General features: G+C 65.4%; 27 protein-coding genes. 6 read left to right on the top strand and 21 right to left on the bottom strand.

Annotated features, from left to right (window positions below; genetic code table 11):
• Positions 1-3 precede the first annotated feature (3 nt).
• Genes tatA through tatC form a run of 3 tightly spaced genes read left to right on the top strand, consistent with a single transcriptional unit; the run spans position 4 to position 1,613 of the window.
• Positions 4-237 (top strand): Sec-independent protein translocase subunit TatA, encoded by a 234-nt coding sequence (gene tatA / locus ACK5JE_RS05550; RefSeq protein WP_416800702.1) that lies wholly within the window; start codon positions 4-6, stop codon positions 235-237.
• A gap of 27 nt (positions 238-264) precedes the next feature.
• A complete protein-coding gene (tatB, locus tag ACK5JE_RS05545) occupies positions 265-795 on the top strand; it encodes a Sec-independent protein translocase protein TatB (protein WP_416800701.1) in 531 nt (176 codons plus the stop codon).
• Between the two features lie 8 nt (positions 796-803).
• Positions 804-1,613, top strand: a complete 810-nt coding sequence (gene tatC / locus ACK5JE_RS05540; RefSeq protein WP_416800700.1) for a twin-arginine translocase subunit TatC — start codon at positions 804-806, stop codon at positions 1,611-1,613.
• 15 nt (positions 1,614-1,628) lie between these two features.
• Here the strand turns inward: tatC and dsbD are convergent, their stop codons facing one another.
• The 21 genes from dsbD to ACK5JE_RS05435 form a co-directional block, all read right to left on the bottom strand.
• Positions 1,629-3,830, bottom strand: coding sequence for a protein-disulfide reductase DsbD (gene dsbD, locus ACK5JE_RS05535; protein ID WP_416800699.1), 2,202 nt, complete (start codon positions 3,828-3,830; stop codon positions 1,629-1,631).
• 23 nt (positions 3,831-3,853) lie between these two features.
• Complete coding sequence (gene cutA / locus ACK5JE_RS05530) at positions 3,854-4,270, bottom strand: divalent-cation tolerance protein CutA (RefSeq protein ID WP_416800698.1); 417 nt, start codon at positions 4,268-4,270, stop codon at positions 3,854-3,856.
• A gap of 109 nt (positions 4,271-4,379) precedes the next feature.
• Positions 4,380-4,763: a 50S ribosomal protein L17 gene (gene rplQ / locus ACK5JE_RS05525; protein WP_416800697.1), complete on the bottom strand. Its 384-nt coding sequence runs from the start codon at positions 4,761-4,763 to the stop codon at positions 4,380-4,382.
• Positions 4,764-4,913: 150 nt separating this feature from the next.
• Entirely contained in the window at positions 4,914-5,912 is a 999-nt protein-coding gene (locus ACK5JE_RS05520; RefSeq protein ID WP_416800696.1) for a DNA-directed RNA polymerase subunit alpha, read from the bottom strand.
• Between the two features lie 175 nt (positions 5,913-6,087).
• Positions 6,088-6,711, bottom strand: coding sequence for a 30S ribosomal protein S4 (rpsD, locus tag ACK5JE_RS05515; RefSeq protein ID WP_416800695.1), 624 nt, complete (start codon positions 6,709-6,711; stop codon positions 6,088-6,090).
• Between the two features lie 10 nt (positions 6,712-6,721).
• Entirely contained in the window at positions 6,722-7,120 is a 399-nt protein-coding gene (rpsK, locus tag ACK5JE_RS05510; protein ID WP_416800694.1) for a 30S ribosomal protein S11, read from the bottom strand.
• A gap of 14 nt (positions 7,121-7,134) precedes the next feature.
• Positions 7,135-7,500, bottom strand: a complete 366-nt coding sequence (gene rpsM / locus ACK5JE_RS05505; protein ID WP_416800693.1) for a 30S ribosomal protein S13 — start codon at positions 7,498-7,500, stop codon at positions 7,135-7,137.
• Between the two features lie 33 nt (positions 7,501-7,533).
• On the bottom strand, positions 7,534-7,647 hold the full coding sequence (gene rpmJ, locus ACK5JE_RS05500) for a 50S ribosomal protein L36 (protein WP_003805360.1): 114 nt from the start codon (positions 7,645-7,647) through the stop codon (positions 7,534-7,536).
• Between the two features lie 28 nt (positions 7,648-7,675).
• Entirely contained in the window at positions 7,676-7,894 is a 219-nt protein-coding gene (gene infA / locus ACK5JE_RS05495) for a translation initiation factor IF-1 (protein WP_043678924.1), read from the bottom strand.
• A 5-nt stretch (positions 7,895-7,899) separates the two neighbouring features.
• Entirely contained in the window at positions 7,900-9,225 is a 1,326-nt protein-coding gene (gene secY / locus ACK5JE_RS05490; RefSeq protein WP_416800692.1) for a preprotein translocase subunit SecY, read from the bottom strand.
• Between the two features lie 9 nt (positions 9,226-9,234).
• Positions 9,235-9,675: a 50S ribosomal protein L15 gene (gene rplO, locus ACK5JE_RS05485; RefSeq protein WP_416800691.1), complete on the bottom strand. Its 441-nt coding sequence runs from the start codon at positions 9,673-9,675 to the stop codon at positions 9,235-9,237.
• A 10-nt stretch (positions 9,676-9,685) separates the two neighbouring features.
• Complete coding sequence (gene rpmD / locus ACK5JE_RS05480; RefSeq protein WP_043678932.1) at positions 9,686-9,871, bottom strand: 50S ribosomal protein L30; 186 nt, start codon at positions 9,869-9,871, stop codon at positions 9,686-9,688.
• 3 nt (positions 9,872-9,874) lie between these two features.
• Positions 9,875-10,396 carry a 30S ribosomal protein S5 gene (gene rpsE / locus ACK5JE_RS05475; protein WP_325125219.1) on the bottom strand — a complete coding sequence of 174 codons (522 nt, stop codon included), beginning with the start codon at positions 10,394-10,396 and terminating at the stop codon, positions 9,875-9,877.
• A 9-nt stretch (positions 10,397-10,405) separates the two neighbouring features.
• The gene (rplR, locus tag ACK5JE_RS05470) at positions 10,406-10,771 is read right to left on the bottom strand and encodes a 50S ribosomal protein L18 (protein ID WP_416800690.1); all 366 of its coding nucleotides are present in this window, start codon (positions 10,769-10,771) and stop codon (positions 10,406-10,408) included.
• Between the two features lie 21 nt (positions 10,772-10,792).
• Positions 10,793-11,326 (bottom strand): 50S ribosomal protein L6, encoded by a 534-nt coding sequence (gene rplF / locus ACK5JE_RS05465; protein ID WP_416800689.1) that lies wholly within the window; start codon positions 11,324-11,326, stop codon positions 10,793-10,795.
• 13 nt (positions 11,327-11,339) lie between these two features.
• Complete coding sequence (gene rpsH, locus ACK5JE_RS05460; RefSeq protein WP_416800688.1) at positions 11,340-11,735, bottom strand: 30S ribosomal protein S8; 396 nt, start codon at positions 11,733-11,735, stop codon at positions 11,340-11,342.
• An 11-nt stretch (positions 11,736-11,746) separates the two neighbouring features.
• Positions 11,747-12,052, bottom strand: a complete 306-nt coding sequence (rpsN, locus tag ACK5JE_RS05455; protein ID WP_416800687.1) for a 30S ribosomal protein S14 — start codon at positions 12,050-12,052, stop codon at positions 11,747-11,749.
• Between the two features lie 9 nt (positions 12,053-12,061).
• Positions 12,062-12,601, bottom strand: coding sequence for a 50S ribosomal protein L5 (gene rplE / locus ACK5JE_RS05450; protein ID WP_416800686.1), 540 nt, complete (start codon positions 12,599-12,601; stop codon positions 12,062-12,064).
• A 14-nt stretch (positions 12,602-12,615) separates the two neighbouring features.
• Positions 12,616-12,936 carry a 50S ribosomal protein L24 gene (gene rplX / locus ACK5JE_RS05445; RefSeq protein WP_416800685.1) on the bottom strand — a complete coding sequence of 107 codons (321 nt, stop codon included), beginning with the start codon at positions 12,934-12,936 and terminating at the stop codon, positions 12,616-12,618.
• A 10-nt stretch (positions 12,937-12,946) separates the two neighbouring features.
• Positions 12,947-13,315, bottom strand: coding sequence for a 50S ribosomal protein L14 (gene rplN / locus ACK5JE_RS05440; RefSeq protein ID WP_416800684.1), 369 nt, complete (start codon positions 13,313-13,315; stop codon positions 12,947-12,949).
• A 255-nt stretch (positions 13,316-13,570) separates the two neighbouring features.
• Positions 13,571-14,116, bottom strand: coding sequence for a LapD/MoxY N-terminal periplasmic domain-containing protein (locus ACK5JE_RS05435; RefSeq protein ID WP_416800683.1), 546 nt, complete (start codon positions 14,114-14,116; stop codon positions 13,571-13,573).
• A 177-nt stretch (positions 14,117-14,293) separates the two neighbouring features.
• Here ACK5JE_RS05435 and ACK5JE_RS05430 point away from each other — a divergent pair, with 177 nt between their 5' ends.
• Genes ACK5JE_RS05430 through ACK5JE_RS05420 form a run of 3 tightly spaced genes read left to right on the top strand, consistent with a single transcriptional unit; the run spans position 14,294 to position 18,605 of the window.
• The gene (locus tag ACK5JE_RS05430; protein WP_416800682.1) at positions 14,294-14,971 is read left to right on the top strand and encodes a TetR/AcrR family transcriptional regulator; all 678 of its coding nucleotides are present in this window, start codon (positions 14,294-14,296) and stop codon (positions 14,969-14,971) included.
• Entirely contained in the window at positions 14,968-17,313 is a 2,346-nt protein-coding gene (locus ACK5JE_RS05425; RefSeq protein WP_416800681.1) for an acyl-CoA dehydrogenase, read from the top strand. The genes ACK5JE_RS05430 and ACK5JE_RS05425 overlap by 4 nt, the downstream gene beginning before the upstream one ends.
• Positions 17,313-18,605 (top strand): acetyl-CoA C-acetyltransferase, encoded by a 1,293-nt coding sequence (locus ACK5JE_RS05420; protein WP_416800680.1) that lies wholly within the window; start codon positions 17,313-17,315, stop codon positions 18,603-18,605. Before ACK5JE_RS05425 ends, ACK5JE_RS05420 begins: the two co-directional genes overlap by 1 nt.
• The last annotated feature ends 1 nt before the right edge of the window (position 18,606 follow it).

Here is an 18,606-nt window from a genome sequence, read left to right as displayed (position 1 = left end):
CTTATGGGTAGTTTCAGCATCTGGCACTGGTTGATCGTTCTGGTCATCGTGGCCCTGATCTTCGGCACAAAAAAACTGCGCAACATCGGTGAAGACCTCGGCGGCGCCGTCAAGGGCTTCAAAAAAGGCATGAAAGACGCGCAGGATGACACCGCTGCCGCCAAGCCGGCCGTCACCCAGAAGACCCAGGATCCCGACACCGTGGACGTCCAGGCCCGAGAGAAGACCGACGTCTGATCCCGACCTCCGCCTACCGGATCCATCATGTTTGATGTCAGCTTCAGCGAGCTGATGCTGATCGGCGTGATCGCGCTGATCGTCATCGGTCCCGAACGTCTGCCCAAGGTTGCCCGCACGGTCGGGCATCTGCTCGGCCGCGCGCAGCGTTATGTCAACGAGGTCAAATCCGATATCCAGAAGGAAATGGACCTGAAGGAAATCGGTGACATCAAGCACCAGATGGAAGACGCCGCCCGTTCGGTGCAGTCCTCCATGACCTCGTCAGTGGACGAGCTGAAATCCGCCGTCACGGAGCCGGCCCAGACGTTGAAGGACACCCTCGACCAGGCACGCCAGACGCTGGACCCGCTGCCCGCCGCCTCGGATGGCCCGGCCGCCGATCCGGCCTCGGCCCCCGAGGCTTTCGCATCCGGAGCCACGGCCCAGGGCAGCGCCGCGCCGCGTCAGGCAGCGCCGGACACACCGGCCGCCGACACGCCCACGATCAAGTCACCCGCCCCCGAACCCGCGCCCGCCGCACGGCCCGCGCCGGTTTCCACCGATTCCAGCCACTGAAGCACGGCATGACAGACGCTTCCGACGACTCGACCCAGGACACGTTCATCTCTCACCTGATCGAACTGCGCACGCGCCTGCTGCGGGCCGTGGTGGCCGTGCTGGGGATTTTCGTGGTGCTGTTCATCTATCCGGGCCCGTCGATGATCTACGACGTCCTGGCCCAGCCCATGCTGGCGACCCTGCCCCAGGGCACGCGCATGATCGCCACCGGGGTGATCACGCCTTTCATGGTGCCGGTCAAGGTCACCCTGCTGGCGTCCTTCGTGCTGGCCCTGCCGGTGGTCCTGTACCAGGCCTGGGCCTTCGTCGCCCCCGGCCTGTATCGCCACGAACAGCGCCTGGCGCTGCCCCTGATCGTCTCCAGCACCCTGCTGTTCCTGCTGGGGATGGCGTTCTGCTATTTCGTGGTCTTTCACACGGTCTTCAACTTCATCGCCCATTTCGCGCCGCAGTCGATCACGCCGGCGCCCGACATCGAGGCCTACGTCAATTTCGTGCTGACCATGTTCATCGCATTCGGCGTGACTTTCGAGGTCCCGATCGCGGTCATCCTGCTGGTCAAGACGGGCATCGTCACGGTCAAAAAACTGCGCGAGATCCGCGGCTATGTGATCGTCGGCGCCTTCGTCCTCGCGGCCATCGTGACGCCGCCCGACGTCCTCAGCCAGGTGCTGCTGGCCGCGCCGCTGTGCCTGCTGTACGAAATCGGCATTCTGGCCGGCGCCGCCCTGGAAAAACGCCGCCCGGCCCCCGAGGACGAGGCGGACGCGGCCCGCGAGGTCAGTCACGCGGACGAATCCGCCGACGAGCCCTGACAGGCGCCCGGCGCCCTAGGGCTGCGGGCCGCCCGCCAGCACCCGGTCCTGAATCCGGCGAAAGGGCTCGGCCTTCATGAACCCCACCACCCGGGCATCGGCAATGGCCTGCCCGCGCGCATCAAAGAACAGGATGCCCGGCGGCCCGAACAGGTCGAACCGGGCCAGCAAGGCGCGATCCTCGTCCGTCATGCGGGTCACGTCCGCCTGCAGCAGCAGCATGCGGCCCATGCGCTCGGATACGGCCGGGTCACTGAAGGTGAATTTCTCCATCTCCAGGCACGATACGCACCAGTCGGCATAGAAATCCAGCATCACGGGCCGATCGGCGACCGCCAGTCGCGCATCCAGGTCCGCACCGGATTGCACCCGGGTAAAACGGGCCCGGATGGTGGCAGGATCCGTGACGGCCACCGCACCACCCGCCCCGACCGCGCCGACCGCGCCGACGGTAAACGGCGCCAACGGGCGCAACATGTCGTGGCCACCCGCCAGCAGCCCGGCACCTTGCGCCAGGCCCCACAGCGCCAGCATCAGCGCCAGGGCACGTGTCAGCAGCCGCAGCGGCCCGGCCTCACCCCCGCCCTGGGCGGCGGCCGACCAGGTCAGCAGCGCGGCCCACAGCGCCAGCAGGGACCATCCGGTGACATACAGTCCGCCCGCCAGCAGCGGCCGCGCCATCCACCAGGCGGTCGCCAACAGCAGCAGGCCGAATCCGGCCTTGAGCGGTGTCATCCATGCCCCGGCGCACGGCAGCAGCACGCCCGCGCCGGCGCCCACGGCCAGCAACAGCAGGCCCTCGCCCCAGGCCAGGGCAAACAGCGCGGCGCCGCCCACCACCACATCGCCGGTCTGCGAGATGAACAGCAGCACCCCGGCCAGCGGCGCGGCCACGCACGGCCCGACGATCAGGGCGGACAACAGTCCCATCACGAACACCCCGCCGGCGCGACCGCCCGGCAGGCGCTGCAGGCGCGCCTGCATGGCCGACTGCACGTCCACCGGAATCTGCAGGGTAAAGACATCCAGCATCGCCAGGGCGAGCAGCGCCAGCAGCACAGCGAACGTGCCCAGCACCCAGGGAGACTGCAACCAGGCGGACAGGCCCGCGCCCAGGAGTCCGGCCGCCACGCCCAGGACGGTATACACCAGGGACATGCCCAGCACATAGATCGCCGCCAGCCCCAGGCCGCGCGCCCGGCTGACGGCACCGCCCCCGGAGATCACGGCCAGCAGGATGGGCACCATGGGCAGTACGCAGGGGGTCAGGGACAGCAGCGCGCCCAGCGCCAGGCTGAGCGCCAGAATCTGCCACAGCGGCGCCTGGTTCAGCCAGGCGGCCATGCCGATATCGTCGAGATTCAGCCAGGATGCGCTGTCCTGCCCCACCGGCACGCCGGTCGGAGACACTGACGGAGCGGGCGCGATCGAAGAAGCCGATGCCGCGCCCGGCGCAGCAGTCGCGCCGCCATTCCGGGCGGTCAGAAAACCGGCCACACCGCCTGCGGTCTGCGCGCCAGAAGCCTGCGCCCCGGCGGCCGGGTCACTCGAGATCTGGCTTGCCGCCGCCGGGATGGGCACCTCGTCGCGCGGCGGGAGCACCCGGTCGCGCACCTGATCGCCGACGGCCCGGTAGCCCTCGCCCTGCGCCTGCAAGACGAGCGTTTGCGTCATGGGCGGGTAACACAGGCCTTTGTCGGCGCAACCCTGCCCGGTCACGGTCACCTGCAACGGCCCCTGCGCGCCGGCCTTCAGGGCCGCCCGCAGCGTCACGCTGTCATGAAAGACCTCCATGTCCTTTTCGAACGTGGGGTCGTATTTGATCTGTCCGCGCGGCAGCCGCAACGCATCGGCCCAGACAGGCGCGCGGGTTTCGATCTCGGGCGGGGTGAGCTCGGAGCGCCGGAACAACAGCAACCGGCCCCGGGCATCCTCGATCCGCACCTCGAAGCGCTCCTGGTACATGTAATACCCGGACGCGATCTGCCAATGCATGTCCAGGGTCAGCGGATCGGTCATGGCCACCGATTCGACAAAGGCGTCCTTGGGATCCAGAAAATCCCCCTCGGCCCGGACCGCGGCCGGCGCAGCCAGCGCCAACAACGTCAACAGCGCGGCACCCAGGACAGCGACCATGCGACGCCACGAGCGAGGCATGCGCATGGAGGAAAACAGGCCCGGCTTCAACCACGAACGAGGGTCCAGCTTCGACAGCATGAATGACTTCCTTGAATGCGACCTCAGAGGCCTCGGGGGGATGCGCCAGGGCGTCGCCGTGGCGCGCCCCGGGTGGCCTGGGCCACCCAGTCCAGGTAGGCCCGGCTGCCCGCAGGCACCCCCAGCACCACGAACTCGGGAATTTCGTAGGGATGCAATTCGCACAACCGCATGTGCAGCAACGGCAAGGCATCGGCCGTGGTCTTGAAGGTCAGTTGGACCTCGTCGGCGCCTTCGAGTTCCCCTTGCCACAAAAACATGGACACCAGAGGCGGCCCGACCTGGGCGCAGGCCACCAGGGATTCCTCGACCAGCATGTGTGCGATCCGCTTGGCCAGGAGCATGTCGGGCGCGGTGCTGAGCACGACCACGGTGTCGGTCGGCGCGCCGGCCTGGCGCACGACCGGCGAGTCGGCGCCGCCAGGGATCGGATCTTTCATGGTTTCTGAGCGCGATGGGTACGGTTCATTGTACCCATGTCCCAATGCAAAGCGGGTCCGCAAGGACCCGCTTCGTTGCTGTGCCACCCGCCAGGCGGCATGCGCTGGCTTATTCGCCGGCCGGGGCCTCGGCTTCCGGACGGTCGACCAGTTCCATGTAGGCCATGGGGGCGTTGTCGCCCTGACGGAAGCCCATCTTCAGCACGCGGGTGTAGCCGCCGTTGCGGGAGGCGAAGCGCGGGCCGATGTCGTTGAACAGCTTGGTGACAGCGTCGCGATCACGCAGGCGGGCAAAAGCCAGGCGGCGGTTGGCCAGTGTGGGATTCTTGCCCAGAGTGATCAGGGGCTCGACCACGCGACGCAGTTCCTTGGCTTTGGGCAAGGTGGTCTTGATGGCTTCATGGGTCAGCAGGGACACCGCCATGTTGCGGAACATGGCCAGACGGTGGCTGCTGGTGCGGTTCAGTTTGCGAAGGCCGTGACGATGGCGCATTTCGGTTTCCTTTTGAATCTAGATAACCCGGATCTTCTATCGAACGAGTCGCGGCCCGGGTAGGGTTGATCCAGGCCGCCGAAGCGGCCGGGACGGGATGTCGGCCCGCGCATGGCCGCCGAAGCGGCCAGGCGCGCGCCGGTACTGCGATCAGGGGCGCTCGAGGCCGACGGGCGGCCAGTTTTCGAGTTTCATGCCCAGGGTCAGGCCACGTGCGGCCAGGACCTCCTTGATCTCGTTGAGCGACTTGCGGCCCAGGTTCGGGGTCTTGAGCAGCTCGTTCTCGGTGCGCTGGATCAGATCACCGATGTAGTAGATGTTTTCGGCCTTGAGGCAGTTGGCCGAACGCACCGTCAGTTCCAGATCGTCGACCGGGCGCAGCAGCACCGGATCGATCGGCGCCGACTGGCCGCCCACCGGCAGGCTGGTGGTCAGTTGGCCGGAGTCCTTGTCGGCCAGCGACACGAACACGGAGATCTGATCCATCAGGATACGGGCCGACTGACGCACGGCTTCCTCGGGGCTGATGACCCCGTTGGTCTGCACGTCCAGCACCAGCTTGTCCAGGTCGGTGCGCTGTTCGACACGCGCATTTTCCACGGCGTAGCTGACGCGGCGCACAGGGCTGAAGGAAGCGTCCAGCACGATCTGGCCGATGGTGGCCGAACGATCATCGATCAGGGCGCGCACGTTGCCCGGCACGTAACCGCGGCCCTGCTCGACCTTGACCTGCATTTCCAGGCGGCCATTGTCCGTCAGGGTGGCGATCACGTGATCCGGATTGATGATCTCGACGTCATGCGGCAGTTCGATGTCGCGGGCACGGACTTCGCCGGGGCCCTGCTTGTTCAGTTGCAGCGTGACTTCGTCACGGTTGTGGAGCTTGAACACCACACCCTTGAGGTTCAGGAGAATGTCGACCACGTCCTCACGCACGCCGGTGATCGTGGAGTATTCGTGCACGACTCCGCTGATCTGGACTTCGGTGGGCGCAAAGCCCGCCATGGAGGACAGCAGGATGCGGCGCAGCGCATTGCCCAATGTGTGGCCATAGCCGCGCTCGAAAGGCTCCATCACGACCTTGGCGTGATGCGTGCCCAGAGCTTCGACGGAAATGGTGCGGGGCTTGAGAAAACCTTGTGCAGACATGGAGATTCCTTTTCAATACCCTCGGCTCGTTACACCGATAAGGCTGACGGAAAACAAGAAGGAAGGGACATGCGCCCCTTCCCGGAAAACCGCCGGAAATGCCGACCCGCTGGCCGGTTCCGGCAACCGCCGTCCCGGAGGGCGACAGGCGGCGCATGCCGCCCACCGTGGGGGATCAGCGGGAATACAGTTCCACGATCATGGATTCGTTGACGTCGTGAGCGACATCCTGGCGGTCCGGAGCCTGCTTGAACACGCCCGACAGCTTGGCGGCGTCGACCTCGACCCATTGGGGCAGACCGTTGCCGGTGGCCAGCTCCAGGGATTCCTTGATGCGGATCTGGTTCTTTGCCTTTTCGCGCACGGTAATCACATCACCGGCCTTGACAAGCATCGAGGCGATGTCGGCGGTATGGCCGTTCAGCTCGATGGCGCGGTGGTTCACCAGCTGACGCGCTTCGGCGCGCGTGGAGCCGAAGCCCATGCGGTAGACGACGTTGTCCAGGCGCGATTCCAGCAGCTGGATCAGCGTCTCGCCGGTGTTGCCGCGACGGCGATCGGCTTCGACGAAGTACTTGTGGAATTGCTTTTCGAGCACGCCGTACATGCGCTTGAGCTTTTGCTTTTCACGCAGCTGCAGGCCGAAATCCGACGTGCGCGAACCCGAGATGCGGCCATGCTGGCCGGGCTTGGATTCGAGCTTGCACTTGGAGTCCAGCGAGCGGCGGGCGCTCTTCAGGAACAGATCGGTGCCTTCGCGACGCGAAAGCTTGCATTTGGGTCCAGTGTAACGAGCCAAGATGTTCCCCTTAGATACGACGACGCTTGGGCGGACGGCAGCCGTTGTGCGGCACCGGCGTGATGTCCGAGATGCTGGAGATCTTGATCCCCAGGGCATTCAGGGCACGCACGGAGGATTCGCGGCCGGGGCCGGGGCCCTTGATGCGGACTTCCAGCGTCTTGATGCCGTATTCCTGGGCCACGCGCCCGGCGGATTCGGCAGCCACCTGAGCGGCGAACGGCGTCGACTTGCGCGAACCCTTGAACCCGGCGCCGCCGGACGTGGCCCACGACAGGGCATTGCCCTGACGGTCGGTGATGGTGATGATGGTGTTGTTGAAGGACGCGTGGACGTGAGCGATACCGTCCGAAACGTTCTTCTTGATTTTCTTGCGGACGCGAGAGGCGCCGCTCTGAGCTTTCGCCATGTTCTTTCCTCAGGTTATTTCTTCAGGGACGCTGCGGCGCGACGCGGGCCCTTGCGGGTGCGTGCGTTGGTGCGGGTGCGCTGGCCGCGCACGGGCAGGCCACGCTTGTGACGCATGCCACGATACGTGCCCAGATCGATCAGGCGCTTGATCGACAGCTGCACTTCGCGGCGCAGGTCGCCTTCGATCATGTAGCCGTTGATCTGTTCGCGGATCTTTTCCAGTTCCTCGTCGGTCAGATCCTTGATCTTCTTCGAGTATTCAATGCCGGTCGCTTCGCAAATCTTGCGGGCGCGGGTGCGGCCGATACCGAAGATGGCCGTCAGACCGATCTCGGCGTGTTGGTGCGGCGGAATATTGATGCCAGCAATACGGGCCATGACTGTTCCTCGTGAAATCCGTTATGCCCGGCCTTAGCCTTGGCGTTGCTTGTGACGCGGGTCGGTGCAGATGACGCGCACCACGCCGTGACGTTTGATGATTTTGCAGTTGCGGCAGATCCGCTTTACCGATGCCATTACCTTCATGGTGATCTCCTGGTTTTTGACCGGCCGCCTATTTGGAGCGGAAAACTATCCTGGCGCGCGACAGATCATAGGGCGTGAGCTCCACTGTGACCTTGTCGCCCGGAAGGATCCGGATGTAATGCATACGCATCTTGCCCGAAATATGGCCCAACACCATGTGGCCATTTTCCAGCTTGACGCGGAACGTTGCGTTGGGGAGGTTTTCGATGACCTCCCCTTGCATCTGAATGACGTCGTCCTTGGACATGTTGTTCAGCGCATGGGCAGACCCGCGCCACCCTTGAAGTTCGCCTTCCGAAGCAGCGAGTCATACTGTTGAGACATCATGTACGCCTGGGCCTGCGCCATGAAATCCATGGCGACGACGACGATGATCAGCAGGGACGTGCCGCCGAAATAGAAGGGCACGTTCCAGCGCATCTGCATCAACTCGGGCAGCAGGCAAACCAGGGTGACGTAGATCGCGCCTGCCAGCGTCAGCCGCATGAGGATCTTGTCGATGTAGCGGGCCGTCTGCTCGCCGGGACGGATCCCGGGCACGAAGGCGCTGCTCTTTTTCAGGTTGTCCGCTGTCTCGCGGCTGTTGAACACCAACGCCGTGTAGAAGAAGCAGAAGAAAATGATCAGGGCGGAATACAGCGTCACGTACAGCGGCTGACGCGGCGACAGGGCCGCCGCCAGATCGCCCAGCCAGCGCATGTTCGGGTTGCTGGAGAACCAGCTGGTGACCGTCGCAGGCAGCAGGATGATCGAGGAGGCGAAGATCGGCGGAATCACGCCGGACATGTTCAGCTTGAGCGGCAGGTGCGAAGACTGGCCGCCGTAGAGCTTGTTGCCCACCTGGCGCTTGGCGTAGTTCACCGTGATGCGACGCTGGCCGCGCTCGACGAAGACCACGAAATAGGTCACCGCCACCACCAGCGCCAGAATGAACAGCGCCGACAGGATGGACATGGAGTCCGTGCGCACCAGATCCAGCATGCCGCCCAGCGCGCCGGGCAGACCAGCGACGATCCCGGCGAAGATCAGCAGCGAGATGCCATTGCCCAGACCGCGTTCGGTGATCTGCTCGCCCAGCCACATGACGAACATGCTGCCGGTGACCAGCGTCACGATCGTGGTGAAGCGGAACAGCAGGCCGGGGTCGATGACCAGACCAGGCTGCGATTCCAGCGCCACCGCGATGCCGACCGCCTGGAACGTCGCCAGGAATACGGTGCCGTAGCGGGTGTACTGGGTGATCTTGCGCTGTCCGGCCTGGCCTTCTTTCTTGATGGCCTCCAGGGAGGGCACCACGACGGCCAGCAACTGCATGATGATCGCTGCCGAGATGTACGGCATGATCCCCAGCGCGAGCACGGAGAAACGCTGCAGCGCGCCGCCCGAGAACATGTTGAACAGCCCCAGGATACCGCCCTGGTTCTGCTGGAACAGGTCGGCCAGCGCATCCGGATTGATGCCGGGCACGGGAATATGGGTTCCCAGCCGGTAAACGATCAGGGCGAGCACGAGAAACAGGACACGGCGCTTGAGATCGCCGTATCCCGCACTGGGCTTATTTGCCTGAGCTTTGGCCACTGCCGCCCCTTACGCCAGCGAACCGCCGGCCGCTTCGATCGCGGCGCGAGCGCCGGCCGTCGCATTGATGCCGCGCAGCGTGACCTTGCGGGACAGTTCGCCAGTCTTGATGACCTTGACGGTGCGGACCAGTTCGCCCACCAGACCGGCGGCCTTCAGGACCTGCAGGTCGATGTCTTCGACCGGCAGCGCCTGGAGATCCGACAGACGGATTTCGGCGAACAGATGGCGGCCCAACGGCGTGAAACCGCGCTTGGGCAGACGGCGTTGCAGCGGCATCTGGCCGCCTTCGAAACCGACTTTGTGGAAACCACCCGCGCGGGACTTCTGGCCCTTGTGGCCGCGACCGGCGGTCTTGCCCAGGCCGGAACCAATACCCCGGCCGACGCGACGACGGGGACGCTTGGCGCCTTCGGCGGGAGCGAGCGTGTTCAGTTGAGTGACAGACATCTGAATTCCTTTAGGCTTCCGAGACGGTGACCAGATAATCCACCTTGCGGATCATCCCACGCACCTCGGGGGTATCGACCAGGACCCGGCTGCTGTTGACCTTGCCCAGACCCAGGCCGCGCACCGTGGCGCGGTGGGACTTGTGCGTGCCGATGACGGAGCGCACGAGCGTGACTTTGATTTGCTTCTGTGCCATGTCTTACCCCAGGATTTCCTCGACGGTCTTGCCGCGCTTGGCCGCGATTTCAGCAGGCGTAGAGCAGGCGCGCAGGCCGTTGAGGGTCGCTCGGACCATGTTGTACGGGTTGCTCGAACCGAGGCTCTTGGCCACGACGTTGCGCACGCCCATCACTTCGAAGATCGCGCGCATCGGGCCGCCGGCGATCACGCCGGTCCCTTCGGCGGCGGGCGAGATCAGCACCGTCGAGGCGCCGTGCTTGCCGACCACGGTGTGGTGCAGCGTGCCGTTTTTCAGGGCCACCTTGAGCAGGCCGCGACGGGCCTGTTCCATGGCCTTCTGGACGGCGACGGGCACTTCGCGGGCCTTGCCCTTGCCCATGCCGATCCGGCCGTCGCCGTCGCCGACCACGGTCAGCGCAGCGAAGCTCATCGTGCGGCCGCCCTTGACGACCTTGCTGACGCGGTTGACCGCGATCATTTTTTCACGCATGCCATCGTCGCGTTCCTGCTCCGGGGCGTGCTTGCCTTGTGCTTTAGCCATGTGATTCCCTTAGAACTTCAAGCCGGCTTCACGCGCGGCTTCGGCCAGCGCCTTGACGCGGCCATGGTAACGGAAGCCCGAACGGTCGAAAGCGACGAGTTCGATGCCGGCAGCCTTGGCCTTCTCGGCCACGCGCTTGCCGACCAGGCTGGCGGCGGCGGCATTGCCTCCGTTGACCTGCTGGCTGGCGAGTTCCTTGCGGACTTCGGGCTCGAGCGTCGAAACGCTGACGAGCACACGATCGCCTTCCGGCGAAATGATGTTGGCGTAGATGTGCAGATTCGTGCGATGCACCGCCAGGCGATGCACACGCAGTTCGTGAATCTTGCGGCGGGTGGCCGCGGCACGACGCAAACGGGAAGTTTTCTTGTCCATGATTCGTCCTTGCCTGCGCGCTTATTTCTTCTTGGTCTCTTTCAGGATCACGCGTTCGTCCGCATAGCGCACGCCCTTGCCCTTGTAGGGCTCGGGTTCGCGATAGGCGCGGATTTCGGCGGCGACCTGACCGACGACCTGCTTGTTGGTGCCCTTGACCACGACTTCGGTCTGCGAGGGGCACTCGATCTTGATCCCGTCGGGGATGTCGTGCAGGATGTCGTGCGAGTAGCCAAGCTGCAGCTTCAGCGCCTTGCCCTGGACCTGGGCGCGGAAACCCACGCCGACCAGAGTCAGGCGGCGCTCGAAGCCGGTGCTGACGCCCGTGACCATGTTGTTCACCAGGGCGCGCACGGTTCCCGACATGGCGCTGGCCTGACGGGAGTCATTGGCGACGGCAAAGGTGAGCTGGCCATCTTCCTGGGAAACCCGGACGTTGCCGTCCAGGGACTGGGTCAGGGTGCCCAGCGGGCCCTTGACGACGATCTGCCCGGCGCTGACAGTGGCTTCGACGCCTTTCGGCAGCGTGACGGGGTATTTTGCAATACGTGACATCGTTGAAACCTCCTTATGCCACGTAGCAGAGCACTTCGCCGCCGACACCGTTGGCGCGGGCCTTGCGGTCCGTCATGACGCCACGGGGAGTCGACACGATCGCCACGCCCAGGCCGTTCATGACCTGAGGGATCGTGGTGCTGCTCTTGTAGATGCGCAGGCCGGGACGCGAGACGCGGTCGATGCGCTCGATCACCGGACGGCCGGCATAGTATTTCAGGGTGATTTCCAGCTCGGGCTTGGCTTGTTCGCCGCCGATACGGAAATCCTCGATGTAGCCTTCGTCCTTCAGCACAGCGGCAATGGCCGCCTTCAGCTTGGAGGAGGGCATGGAAACCGACATCTTGTTGACCATTTGCGCATTGCGCACACGGGTCAGCATATCGGCGATGGGATCGCTCATGCTCATGTGTGATTCTCCTACCAGCTTGCCTTGGTCATGCCGGGCACTTCGCCGCGCATGGCCATTTCACGCAGTTTGTGACGCGTCAGTCCGAACTTGCTGAACACGCCGCGGGGGCGGCCCGTCACCAGGCAGCGCTTGCGCTGGCGAGTCGGGTTGGCGTTGCGCGGCAGCTGTTGCAGTGCCAGGCGAGCCTGATAGCGTTCTTCGTCGGTTTTCGACTGGTCGGCGATGATCGCCTTCAGCGCGGCGCGCTTGGCGGCGAACTTCTCGGCCAGCTTGGCGCGCTTGATGTCGCGATTGATGAGGGAAAGTTTTGCCACGTCAGCCCCTTAGTTGCGGAAGGGGAAGCTGAACGCGCTCAACAGCGCCTTGGCTTCCTCGTCGGTCTTTGCGGTGGTGGTGATGCTGATGTTCATCCCGCGCACGGCATCGATCTTGTCGTACTCGATTTCCGGGAAGATGATCTGTTCTTTCACACCGATGTTGTAGTTGCCACGGCCGTCGAACGCACGACCCGATACGCCACGGAAGTCACGCACGCGAGGCAGCGCGACCGAGATCAGGCGGTCCAGGAATTCGTACATGCGCTGGCCGCGCAACGTGACCATGCAGCCGATCGGGTAGTCCTCGCGGATCTTGAAACCGGCGATGGCCTTGCGGGTCTTGGTGATCACGGGCTTCTGGCCGGCGATCTTGGTCATGTCGCCCACGGCGTTCTCGATGACCTTTTTGTCAGCGACCGCCTCGGACACACCCATGTTCAGGGTGATCTTGGAGATGCGGGGCACCTCCATGACCGACTTGTAGCCGAATTTCGCCTGCAGGTCGGCAGCGACCTTGGAGCGGTAGAAATCTTGTAAACGAGCCATTTTGTGCGCGCCCCTTATACCTTCGCGCCAACGACAGCGCCGTTGGAGCGGAAAATGCGAACCTTGGCGCCGTCCACGACCTTGACGCCGACACGGTCGCCCTTGCCGGTTTCGGGGTTGTAGATCGCCACGTTCGAGATGTGGACAGGCAGGGTCTTGTCGACGATACCGCCCTGGGTCCCCTGCATGGGGTTGCCACGGGCGTGCTTTTTCACGACGTTGATGCCTTCGACCAGCACGTGCTCGTCGTCGACACGGGCCACCACGGTGCCGCGGCGGCTGCGGTCGCGACCGGCCAGCACGATGACTTCGTCGCCTTTGCGAATGTTTTGCATGATCTGCTCCTTACAGCACTTCGGGCGCCAGGGACACGATCTTCATGAACTTTTCGGTGCGCAGTTCGCGCGTGACCGGTCCGAAGATGCGCGTGCCGATGGGCTCGAGCTTGGCGTTGAGCAACACGGCGGCATTGCCGCCGAAGCGGATCAGCGAGCCGTCCTTGCGGCGGACGCCCTTGGCGGTACGCACCACCACGGCGTTGTAGATTTCGCCCTTTTTGACGCGGCCGCGGGGGGCCGCTTCCTTGACGGACACCTTGATGATGTCGCCAATGGCGGCATAACGGCGCTTGGAGCCGCCCAACACCTTGATGCACATCACGGCGCGTGCACCCGTATTGTCGGCCACGTCCAGCGTGGTCTGCATTTGGATCATGATTTTTCCTGTTCCAACTTAACAACGAAGCCCAGGGCATGAATCCCCGGCCACGCAGCCAGTTTTGGTCCCGTCAGGCCTGCTTGGCTCACTGTTTGGGTTCGCCAAGTACGCCCTGGGTTGAAATTCGAGAACTTCCTTTGCCCGGCGCGGACTCCCATGCATCCGACAGACCCATGCCAACCCGCACCCATATAGGGCAAGATCGCCATTATAGGATGCCCAAGCCGGCATGGCAAGCCCTTTTCGAGAAATTTAATCGTGGGGCGACGCGGCGGTGGACAGCGCACGCCGCACCCGGGCCCCCAGGGCGACGATAAACAGAATCCAGAAGGCCGCCAGCCCCAGCGCCAGCCAGGTCCATTGCATGACATGCGACCAGAGTGCATCGCGCGCGGGCTCCAGGCCCAGCGTCAGCCGCAGCGTGCCCACGCCGGCCACCTGCCTGACGGCCTGATGCGGCTGGATATCGGCCAGCGCCCCGAACCAGCCGGGCGCATCACCCACGGACCGCGCGGGCCGACGGGCCTGGAAGTCCGGCGCGGAGGCCTCGTCGGGTTTCAGCGCCAGTTCGGCGAAACGCCCCTGCTGGAAAGCCGCATCCAGCACGCGCCGGCGCGCTGCGGCATCGGGCTGGGCGCTGATCAGCAAGGCCAGCGTGGCAGCGGCATTCTCGCTGTCCGTCTGCAACTGCGCATCGAGCCGGCGCTCCATCAGGCTGACGCCCACCGCCAGCATGCCCACGAGGATACAGGCGATGACCAGGGACGAAATCACCAGCAGCTGTCGCACGGAAGCCATTGCACACCTTTGTCGCCATGGGAACAAACCCCTGAAAGTGTATCCTGACCCGCACGTTTCCCAAAAACCTCCCTGATCGCCGGCCTGTCTCCTGCCCGGCCCAGTCTAGGGACTAACACCGATACCCATTCCACAACGGATTGCGTATCTTTTTAAAACAAACGTTTGAATCAATCCATGGCCACTTTACGCTCGATTCTTACCCGCGATGCCATCCTCGACGCCGCCGAACGCCTGTTCGCCGAGTATGGTCACGACAACACGTCCATGCGCCAGATCACTCAGGCCGCGCAGGTGAACCTGTCCGCCGTGAATTATCACTTCGGCTCGAAAGACGCCCTGGTCCAGGCCGTGTTCCAGCGCCGCCTGGACGCGCTCAACGACGAGCGCCTGAGCATTCTGGACGACCTCGAGGCCAAAGCCGGCGGGCAGCCGCTCAAGCCCTCCGCCATCGTCGAGGCCTATTTCGGTCCGCTGGTGCGTCATGCCTGCAGCGCCGGCGCCGAGCGGCGCGCCTTCATGCCGCTGCAAACCAGCACCATGTCCGACCCGAACGGCGCCATCAGCGCCCTGTTCGCCGCTGAGCGCTCGGCCGTCGCGCACCGGTTCACCCGCGCGCTGCTGACCGCGCTGCCCTGTGTGCCGGAGGCCGAGATCGTCTGGCGCTTTCACTTCATGCTGGGCGCCACCGCCTACGCCATCATGGGCGCCGAAAGCTCCAGCCGGGTCCTGAACCTGCCCGGCGGCAACGACATCGATGCCCAGACTCTGCTTGCCCGTCTGATGGCCTTTCTATTGGGCGGTCTGCGCGCCCCGCTGACGGCCGGCGCCTCTCTCCCGGGAGCCCATCCATGACATTCCTGCTGATCCTGCTCATTCTGGTGCTGGCGGCTGCCGCCTTCGTGCTCTCCAACCGCGACCTGCGCTTCAAGCACCTCAGCCGCCCCCTGTACCAGACCTTTCGCCGCATCCTGCCGCGCATGTCCGATACCGAACGCGAGGCCCTGGAGGCTGGCACTGTCTGGTGGGAGGGCGAGCTCTTCCGCGGCCGGCCCAGCGCCCGCGCCCTGCACGCCATCCCGGCGCCACGCCTGACCGAGGACGAACAGGCTTTCCTGGACAATGAAGTCGAAACCGTATGCGCGATGGTGAACGACTGGCAGGTCACCCGGCAGGATATGGACATTCCGCCAGCCGCCTGGGAATACATCAAGACGCACCGATTCTTCGGCATGATCATTCCCAAGGAATACGGCGGACTGGGCTTTTCGGCGCTGGCGCACTCGGCCGTGGTCACCAAGCTGTCCTCCCGCTGCTCGGCGCTGTCGGTCACCGTCATGGTGCCCAATTCCCTGGGACCGGCCGAACTGCTGCTGCACTACGGCACCGATGAGCAAAAAAACCACTATCTGCCGCGCCTGGCCAACGGCGAGGACATCCCGGCCTTCGCCCTGACCAGCCCCTGGGCCGGTTCGGACGCCGCCGCCATCCCCGATCATGGCATCGTGTGCAAGGGCGAATGGCAGGGCCGCGAGGTGCTGGGCATGCGCGTCACCTGGGACAAGCGCTACATCACGCTGGGCCCCGTGTGCACCCTCCTGGGGCTGGCCTTCCACCTGTACGATCCCGACGGCCTGCTGGGCGACGCCCCCGACCTGGGCATCACCTGCGCCCTGGTGCCGGCTGATCATCCCGGCGTGGAAACCGGCCGCCGCCACTTCCCGCTGGACTCCATGTTCATGAACGGCCCCACGCGCGGCCAGGACGTGTTCATGCCACTGGAATTCATCATCGGCGGGCCGGCCATGGCCGGTCATGGCTGGCGCATGCTGATGGAATGCCTGGCGGCGGGGCGCTCGATCTCACTGCCCTCGTCCTACACCGGCATGGCCAAGCTCACCGCGCGCGCCGTGGGCGCCTATACCGTGGTGCGCGACCAGTTCCGCACGCCCATCCACAAATTCGAGGGCATCGCCGAGGCTCTGGCCCGCATCGGCGGCCACACCTACCTGATGGAGGCGGCCCGCCGCATGACGGCAGGCGCGGTGGACCTGGGCGAAAAACCTGCTGTGGTTTCGGCCATCGTCAAATACCATGTGACCGAGCGCGGCCGCATCGTCGTCAACGAGGGCATGGACATCATCGGCGGCAAGGGCATCTGCCTGGGCCCGCAGAATTTCCTCGGCCGCGCCTATCAACAGATCCCGGTCGGGATCACGGTCGAAGGCGCCAACATCCTGACGCGCAGCCTGATCATCTTCGGCCAGGGCGCGATCCGCTGCCATCCCTATGTGCTCGACGAAATGCGCGCCGCCCAGGCCACGGATGCCGAACAGGGGCTGCTGGACTTTGACCGCGCCTTCTGGGGGCATGCGCGCCACACCACACGCAACGCGCTGCGGGCCGTCGGCCACGGCTTCACCCAGGCGCTGCTGGCCCGTCCCGATACCCCCGTCGCCCCCGAAATGGCCCGCTACTACCGGCAGTTGACGCGCTGTTCGGCCGCGTTCGCCACCCTGGCCGACGTCTCCATGCTGACCCTGGGCGGCTCACTGAAACGACGCGAATCCATCTCCGCCCGCCTGGGCGACATCCTGTCGCAGCTGTACCTGATCTCCGCCACCCTCAAGCGCTACCAGGACGAAGACTGCCAGGCCGCCGACGCGCCCCTGGCGCACTGGGCGATCCAGGACGGATTCTGCCGCGCGCAGGAGGCTTTCACAGGCGTGCTGGCCAATTTCCCCAACCGCCCCCTGGCCTGGGCGCTGCGTGTGCTGCTGTTCCCCTGGGGCCGGCCATTCTCCGCGCCGTCCGACAAGCTCACCATGGCCGTGGCCGACGCGATCAGCCAGCCCGGCGGCGCGCGGGACCGCCTGACGCAAGGCACCTACGTTCCGCAGGATCCAGCCGAGCCCGTCGGCGCCATCGAGGCCGCCTTCGCCGCCGTGCTGGACACGCAAGCCATCGAGGCCCGCATGCGCGAGTTCGAAAAGGCCGGCCGGGTGCCCGCCGCCGACCCTCGCGCCAATGTCCGCGACATGGCCGAGGCGGTCCATGCGGCCGGCGGCCTGTCGGACGATGAACTGGATCGCATCCGCGCACGCAATGCCCTGCGCGACCGCGTGATCGGGGTGGACGATTTCGCACCCGACTTCCAGGGCCCGTCCAGCACCGAACCGGCAGAGGTCCACGCCTGATGGCCTTCGAACCCGTCTACCTGATCGACGGCGCGCGCAGCCCTTTTCTCAAGGCACGCAATGCGCCCGGCCCGTTCTCCGCGTCCGACCTGGCCGTGCAGACGGGGCGCGAACTGCTGCTGCGCCAGCCTTTCGCGCCGACGGATCTGGACGAAGTCGTGATCGGCTGCGCGGCGCCCTCGGCCGACGAAACCAACATCGGCCGGGTGATCGCCCTGCGCCTGGGCTGCGGCGACGCGGTGCCCGGCTGGACCGTGATGCGCAACTGCGCCTCCGGCATGCAGGCGCTGGATTCCGCCGCCATGGGGCTGCAGACCGGCCGCCACGACCTGGTGCTGGCCGGCGGCGTGGATGCGCTGTCGCGCGCCCCGCTGCTGCTGTCCGACGCGCTGGTCCACTGGCTGGCCCGATGGAACCAGGCCCGCACCCTGGGGCAGCGTCTGCCACTGCTCAAAGACCTGCGCCCCTCCTGGCTCAAGCCCGTGATCGGCCTGCTCAAGGGCCTCAGCGATCCGGTGATCGGTCTGTCCATGGGGCAGACCGCCGAGAACCTGGTCCACGACTACGGCCTGACGCGCGCCCAGCTCGATGAATACGCGGCGCAAAGCCATGCCCGCGCGCTGGCGGCGCGCGCCCGGGGGGCTTTCGACGAAATCGTGCCCCTGGTCGACGCCAAGGGGACGCTGTACACCGAGGACGACGGCGTCCGCGCGGATTCCACCCCGGAAAAGCTCGCCCGGCTCAAACCGGTTTTCGACCAGCCCTACGGCAACATCACGGCCGGCAACAGCTCCCAGGTCACCGACGGCGCCGCCCTCCTGCTGCTGGCCTCGGCACGCGCCGTCCGCGAACGCGGGCTGCGACCCATCGCCCGCATCATCGACGCCCAGTGGGCCGCCCTGGATCCCGCGCTCATGGGTCTGGGTCCCGTTTACGCCGCATCGGCGATCCTGGCGCGCCACGACCTGGGCTTGAATGATCTGGACTTATGGGAGATCAATGAGGCCTTCGCCGCCCAGGTGTTAGGCTGTCTTGCCGCCTGGCGCGATGCCTCATGGTGCCAGACGCACCTGGGACGCGACGCCCTCGGCACGCTGGACATGGACCGGTTGAATGTGGATGGCGGCGCCATCGCGCAAGGTCATCCGGTGGGCGCCTCGGGCACGCGTATCGTGCTGCATCTGGTGCGCGCCCTGCAGGCGCGCGGGCTGCGCCGAGGCATGGCCGCCATCTGCATCGGCGGCGGCCAGGGGGGCGCCATGCTGATCGAACGCTGCGGACAGGAGGCCTGAC

Source organism: Castellaniella sp. (assembly GCF_047971665.1).
Classification (GTDB): Bacteria; Pseudomonadota; Gammaproteobacteria; order Burkholderiales; family Burkholderiaceae_B; genus Castellaniella.
The sequence above is the reverse complement of the archived record's forward strand: the minus strand, read 5'-3'. Positions and strand labels throughout refer to the sequence as shown.

Excerpts from the sequence above, each read along its gene's own strand:
- tatA (WP_416800702.1), top strand. The coding sequence starts at position 4 with ATGGGTAGTTTCAGCATCTGGCACTGGTTGATCGTTCTGGTCATCGTG.
- tatB (WP_416800701.1), top strand. The coding sequence starts at position 265 with ATGTTTGATGTCAGCTTCAGCGAGCTGATGCTGATCGGCGTGATCGCG.
- tatC (WP_416800700.1), top strand. The coding sequence starts at position 804 with ATGACAGACGCTTCCGACGACTCGACCCAGGACACGTTCATCTCTCAC.
- dsbD (WP_416800699.1), bottom strand. The coding sequence starts at position 3,830 with ATGCTGTCGAAGCTGGACCCTCGTTCGTGGTTGAAGCCGGGCCTGTTT.
- cutA (WP_416800698.1), bottom strand. The coding sequence starts at position 4,270 with ATGAAAGATCCGATCCCTGGCGGCGCCGACTCGCCGGTCGTGCGCCAG.
- rplQ (WP_416800697.1), bottom strand. The coding sequence starts at position 4,763 with ATGCGCCATCGTCACGGCCTTCGCAAACTGAACCGCACCAGCAGCCAC.
- ACK5JE_RS05520 (WP_416800696.1), bottom strand. The coding sequence starts at position 5,912 with ATGTCTGCACAAGGTTTTCTCAAGCCCCGCACCATTTCCGTCGAAGCT.
- rpsK (WP_416800694.1), bottom strand. The coding sequence starts at position 7,120 with ATGGCGAAAGCTCAGAGCGGCGCCTCTCGCGTCCGCAAGAAAATCAAG.
- rpsM (WP_416800693.1), bottom strand. The coding sequence starts at position 7,500 with ATGGCCCGTATTGCTGGCATCAATATTCCGCCGCACCAACACGCCGAG.
- rpmJ (WP_003805360.1), bottom strand. The coding sequence starts at position 7,647 with ATGAAGGTAATGGCATCGGTAAAGCGGATCTGCCGCAACTGCAAAATC.
- infA (WP_043678924.1), bottom strand. The coding sequence starts at position 7,894 with ATGTCCAAGGACGACGTCATTCAGATGCAAGGGGAGGTCATCGAAAAC.
- rplO (WP_416800691.1), bottom strand. The coding sequence starts at position 9,675 with ATGTCTGTCACTCAACTGAACACGCTCGCTCCCGCCGAAGGCGCCAAG.
- rpmD (WP_043678932.1), bottom strand. The coding sequence starts at position 9,871 with ATGGCACAGAAGCAAATCAAAGTCACGCTCGTGCGCTCCGTCATCGGC.
- rpsE (WP_325125219.1), bottom strand. The coding sequence starts at position 10,396 with ATGGCTAAAGCACAAGGCAAGCACGCCCCGGAGCAGGAACGCGACGAT.
- rplR (WP_416800690.1), bottom strand. The coding sequence starts at position 10,771 with ATGGACAAGAAAACTTCCCGTTTGCGTCGTGCCGCGGCCACCCGCCGC.
- rplF (WP_416800689.1), bottom strand. The coding sequence starts at position 11,326 with ATGTCACGTATTGCAAAATACCCCGTCACGCTGCCGAAAGGCGTCGAA.
- rpsH (WP_416800688.1), bottom strand. The coding sequence starts at position 11,735 with ATGAGCATGAGCGATCCCATCGCCGATATGCTGACCCGTGTGCGCAAT.
- rplE (WP_416800686.1), bottom strand. The coding sequence starts at position 12,601 with ATGGCTCGTTTACAAGATTTCTACCGCTCCAAGGTCGCTGCCGACCTG.
- rplX (WP_416800685.1), bottom strand. The coding sequence starts at position 12,936 with ATGCAAAACATTCGCAAAGGCGACGAAGTCATCGTGCTGGCCGGTCGC.
- rplN (WP_416800684.1), bottom strand. The coding sequence starts at position 13,315 with ATGATCCAAATGCAGACCACGCTGGACGTGGCCGACAATACGGGTGCA.
- ACK5JE_RS05435 (WP_416800683.1), bottom strand. The coding sequence starts at position 14,116 with ATGGCTTCCGTGCGACAGCTGCTGGTGATTTCGTCCCTGGTCATCGCC.
- ACK5JE_RS05430 (WP_416800682.1), top strand. The coding sequence starts at position 14,294 with ATGGCCACTTTACGCTCGATTCTTACCCGCGATGCCATCCTCGACGCC.
- ACK5JE_RS05425 (WP_416800681.1), top strand. The coding sequence starts at position 14,968 with ATGACATTCCTGCTGATCCTGCTCATTCTGGTGCTGGCGGCTGCCGCC.
- ACK5JE_RS05420 (WP_416800680.1), top strand. The coding sequence starts at position 17,313 with ATGGCCTTCGAACCCGTCTACCTGATCGACGGCGCGCGCAGCCCTTTT.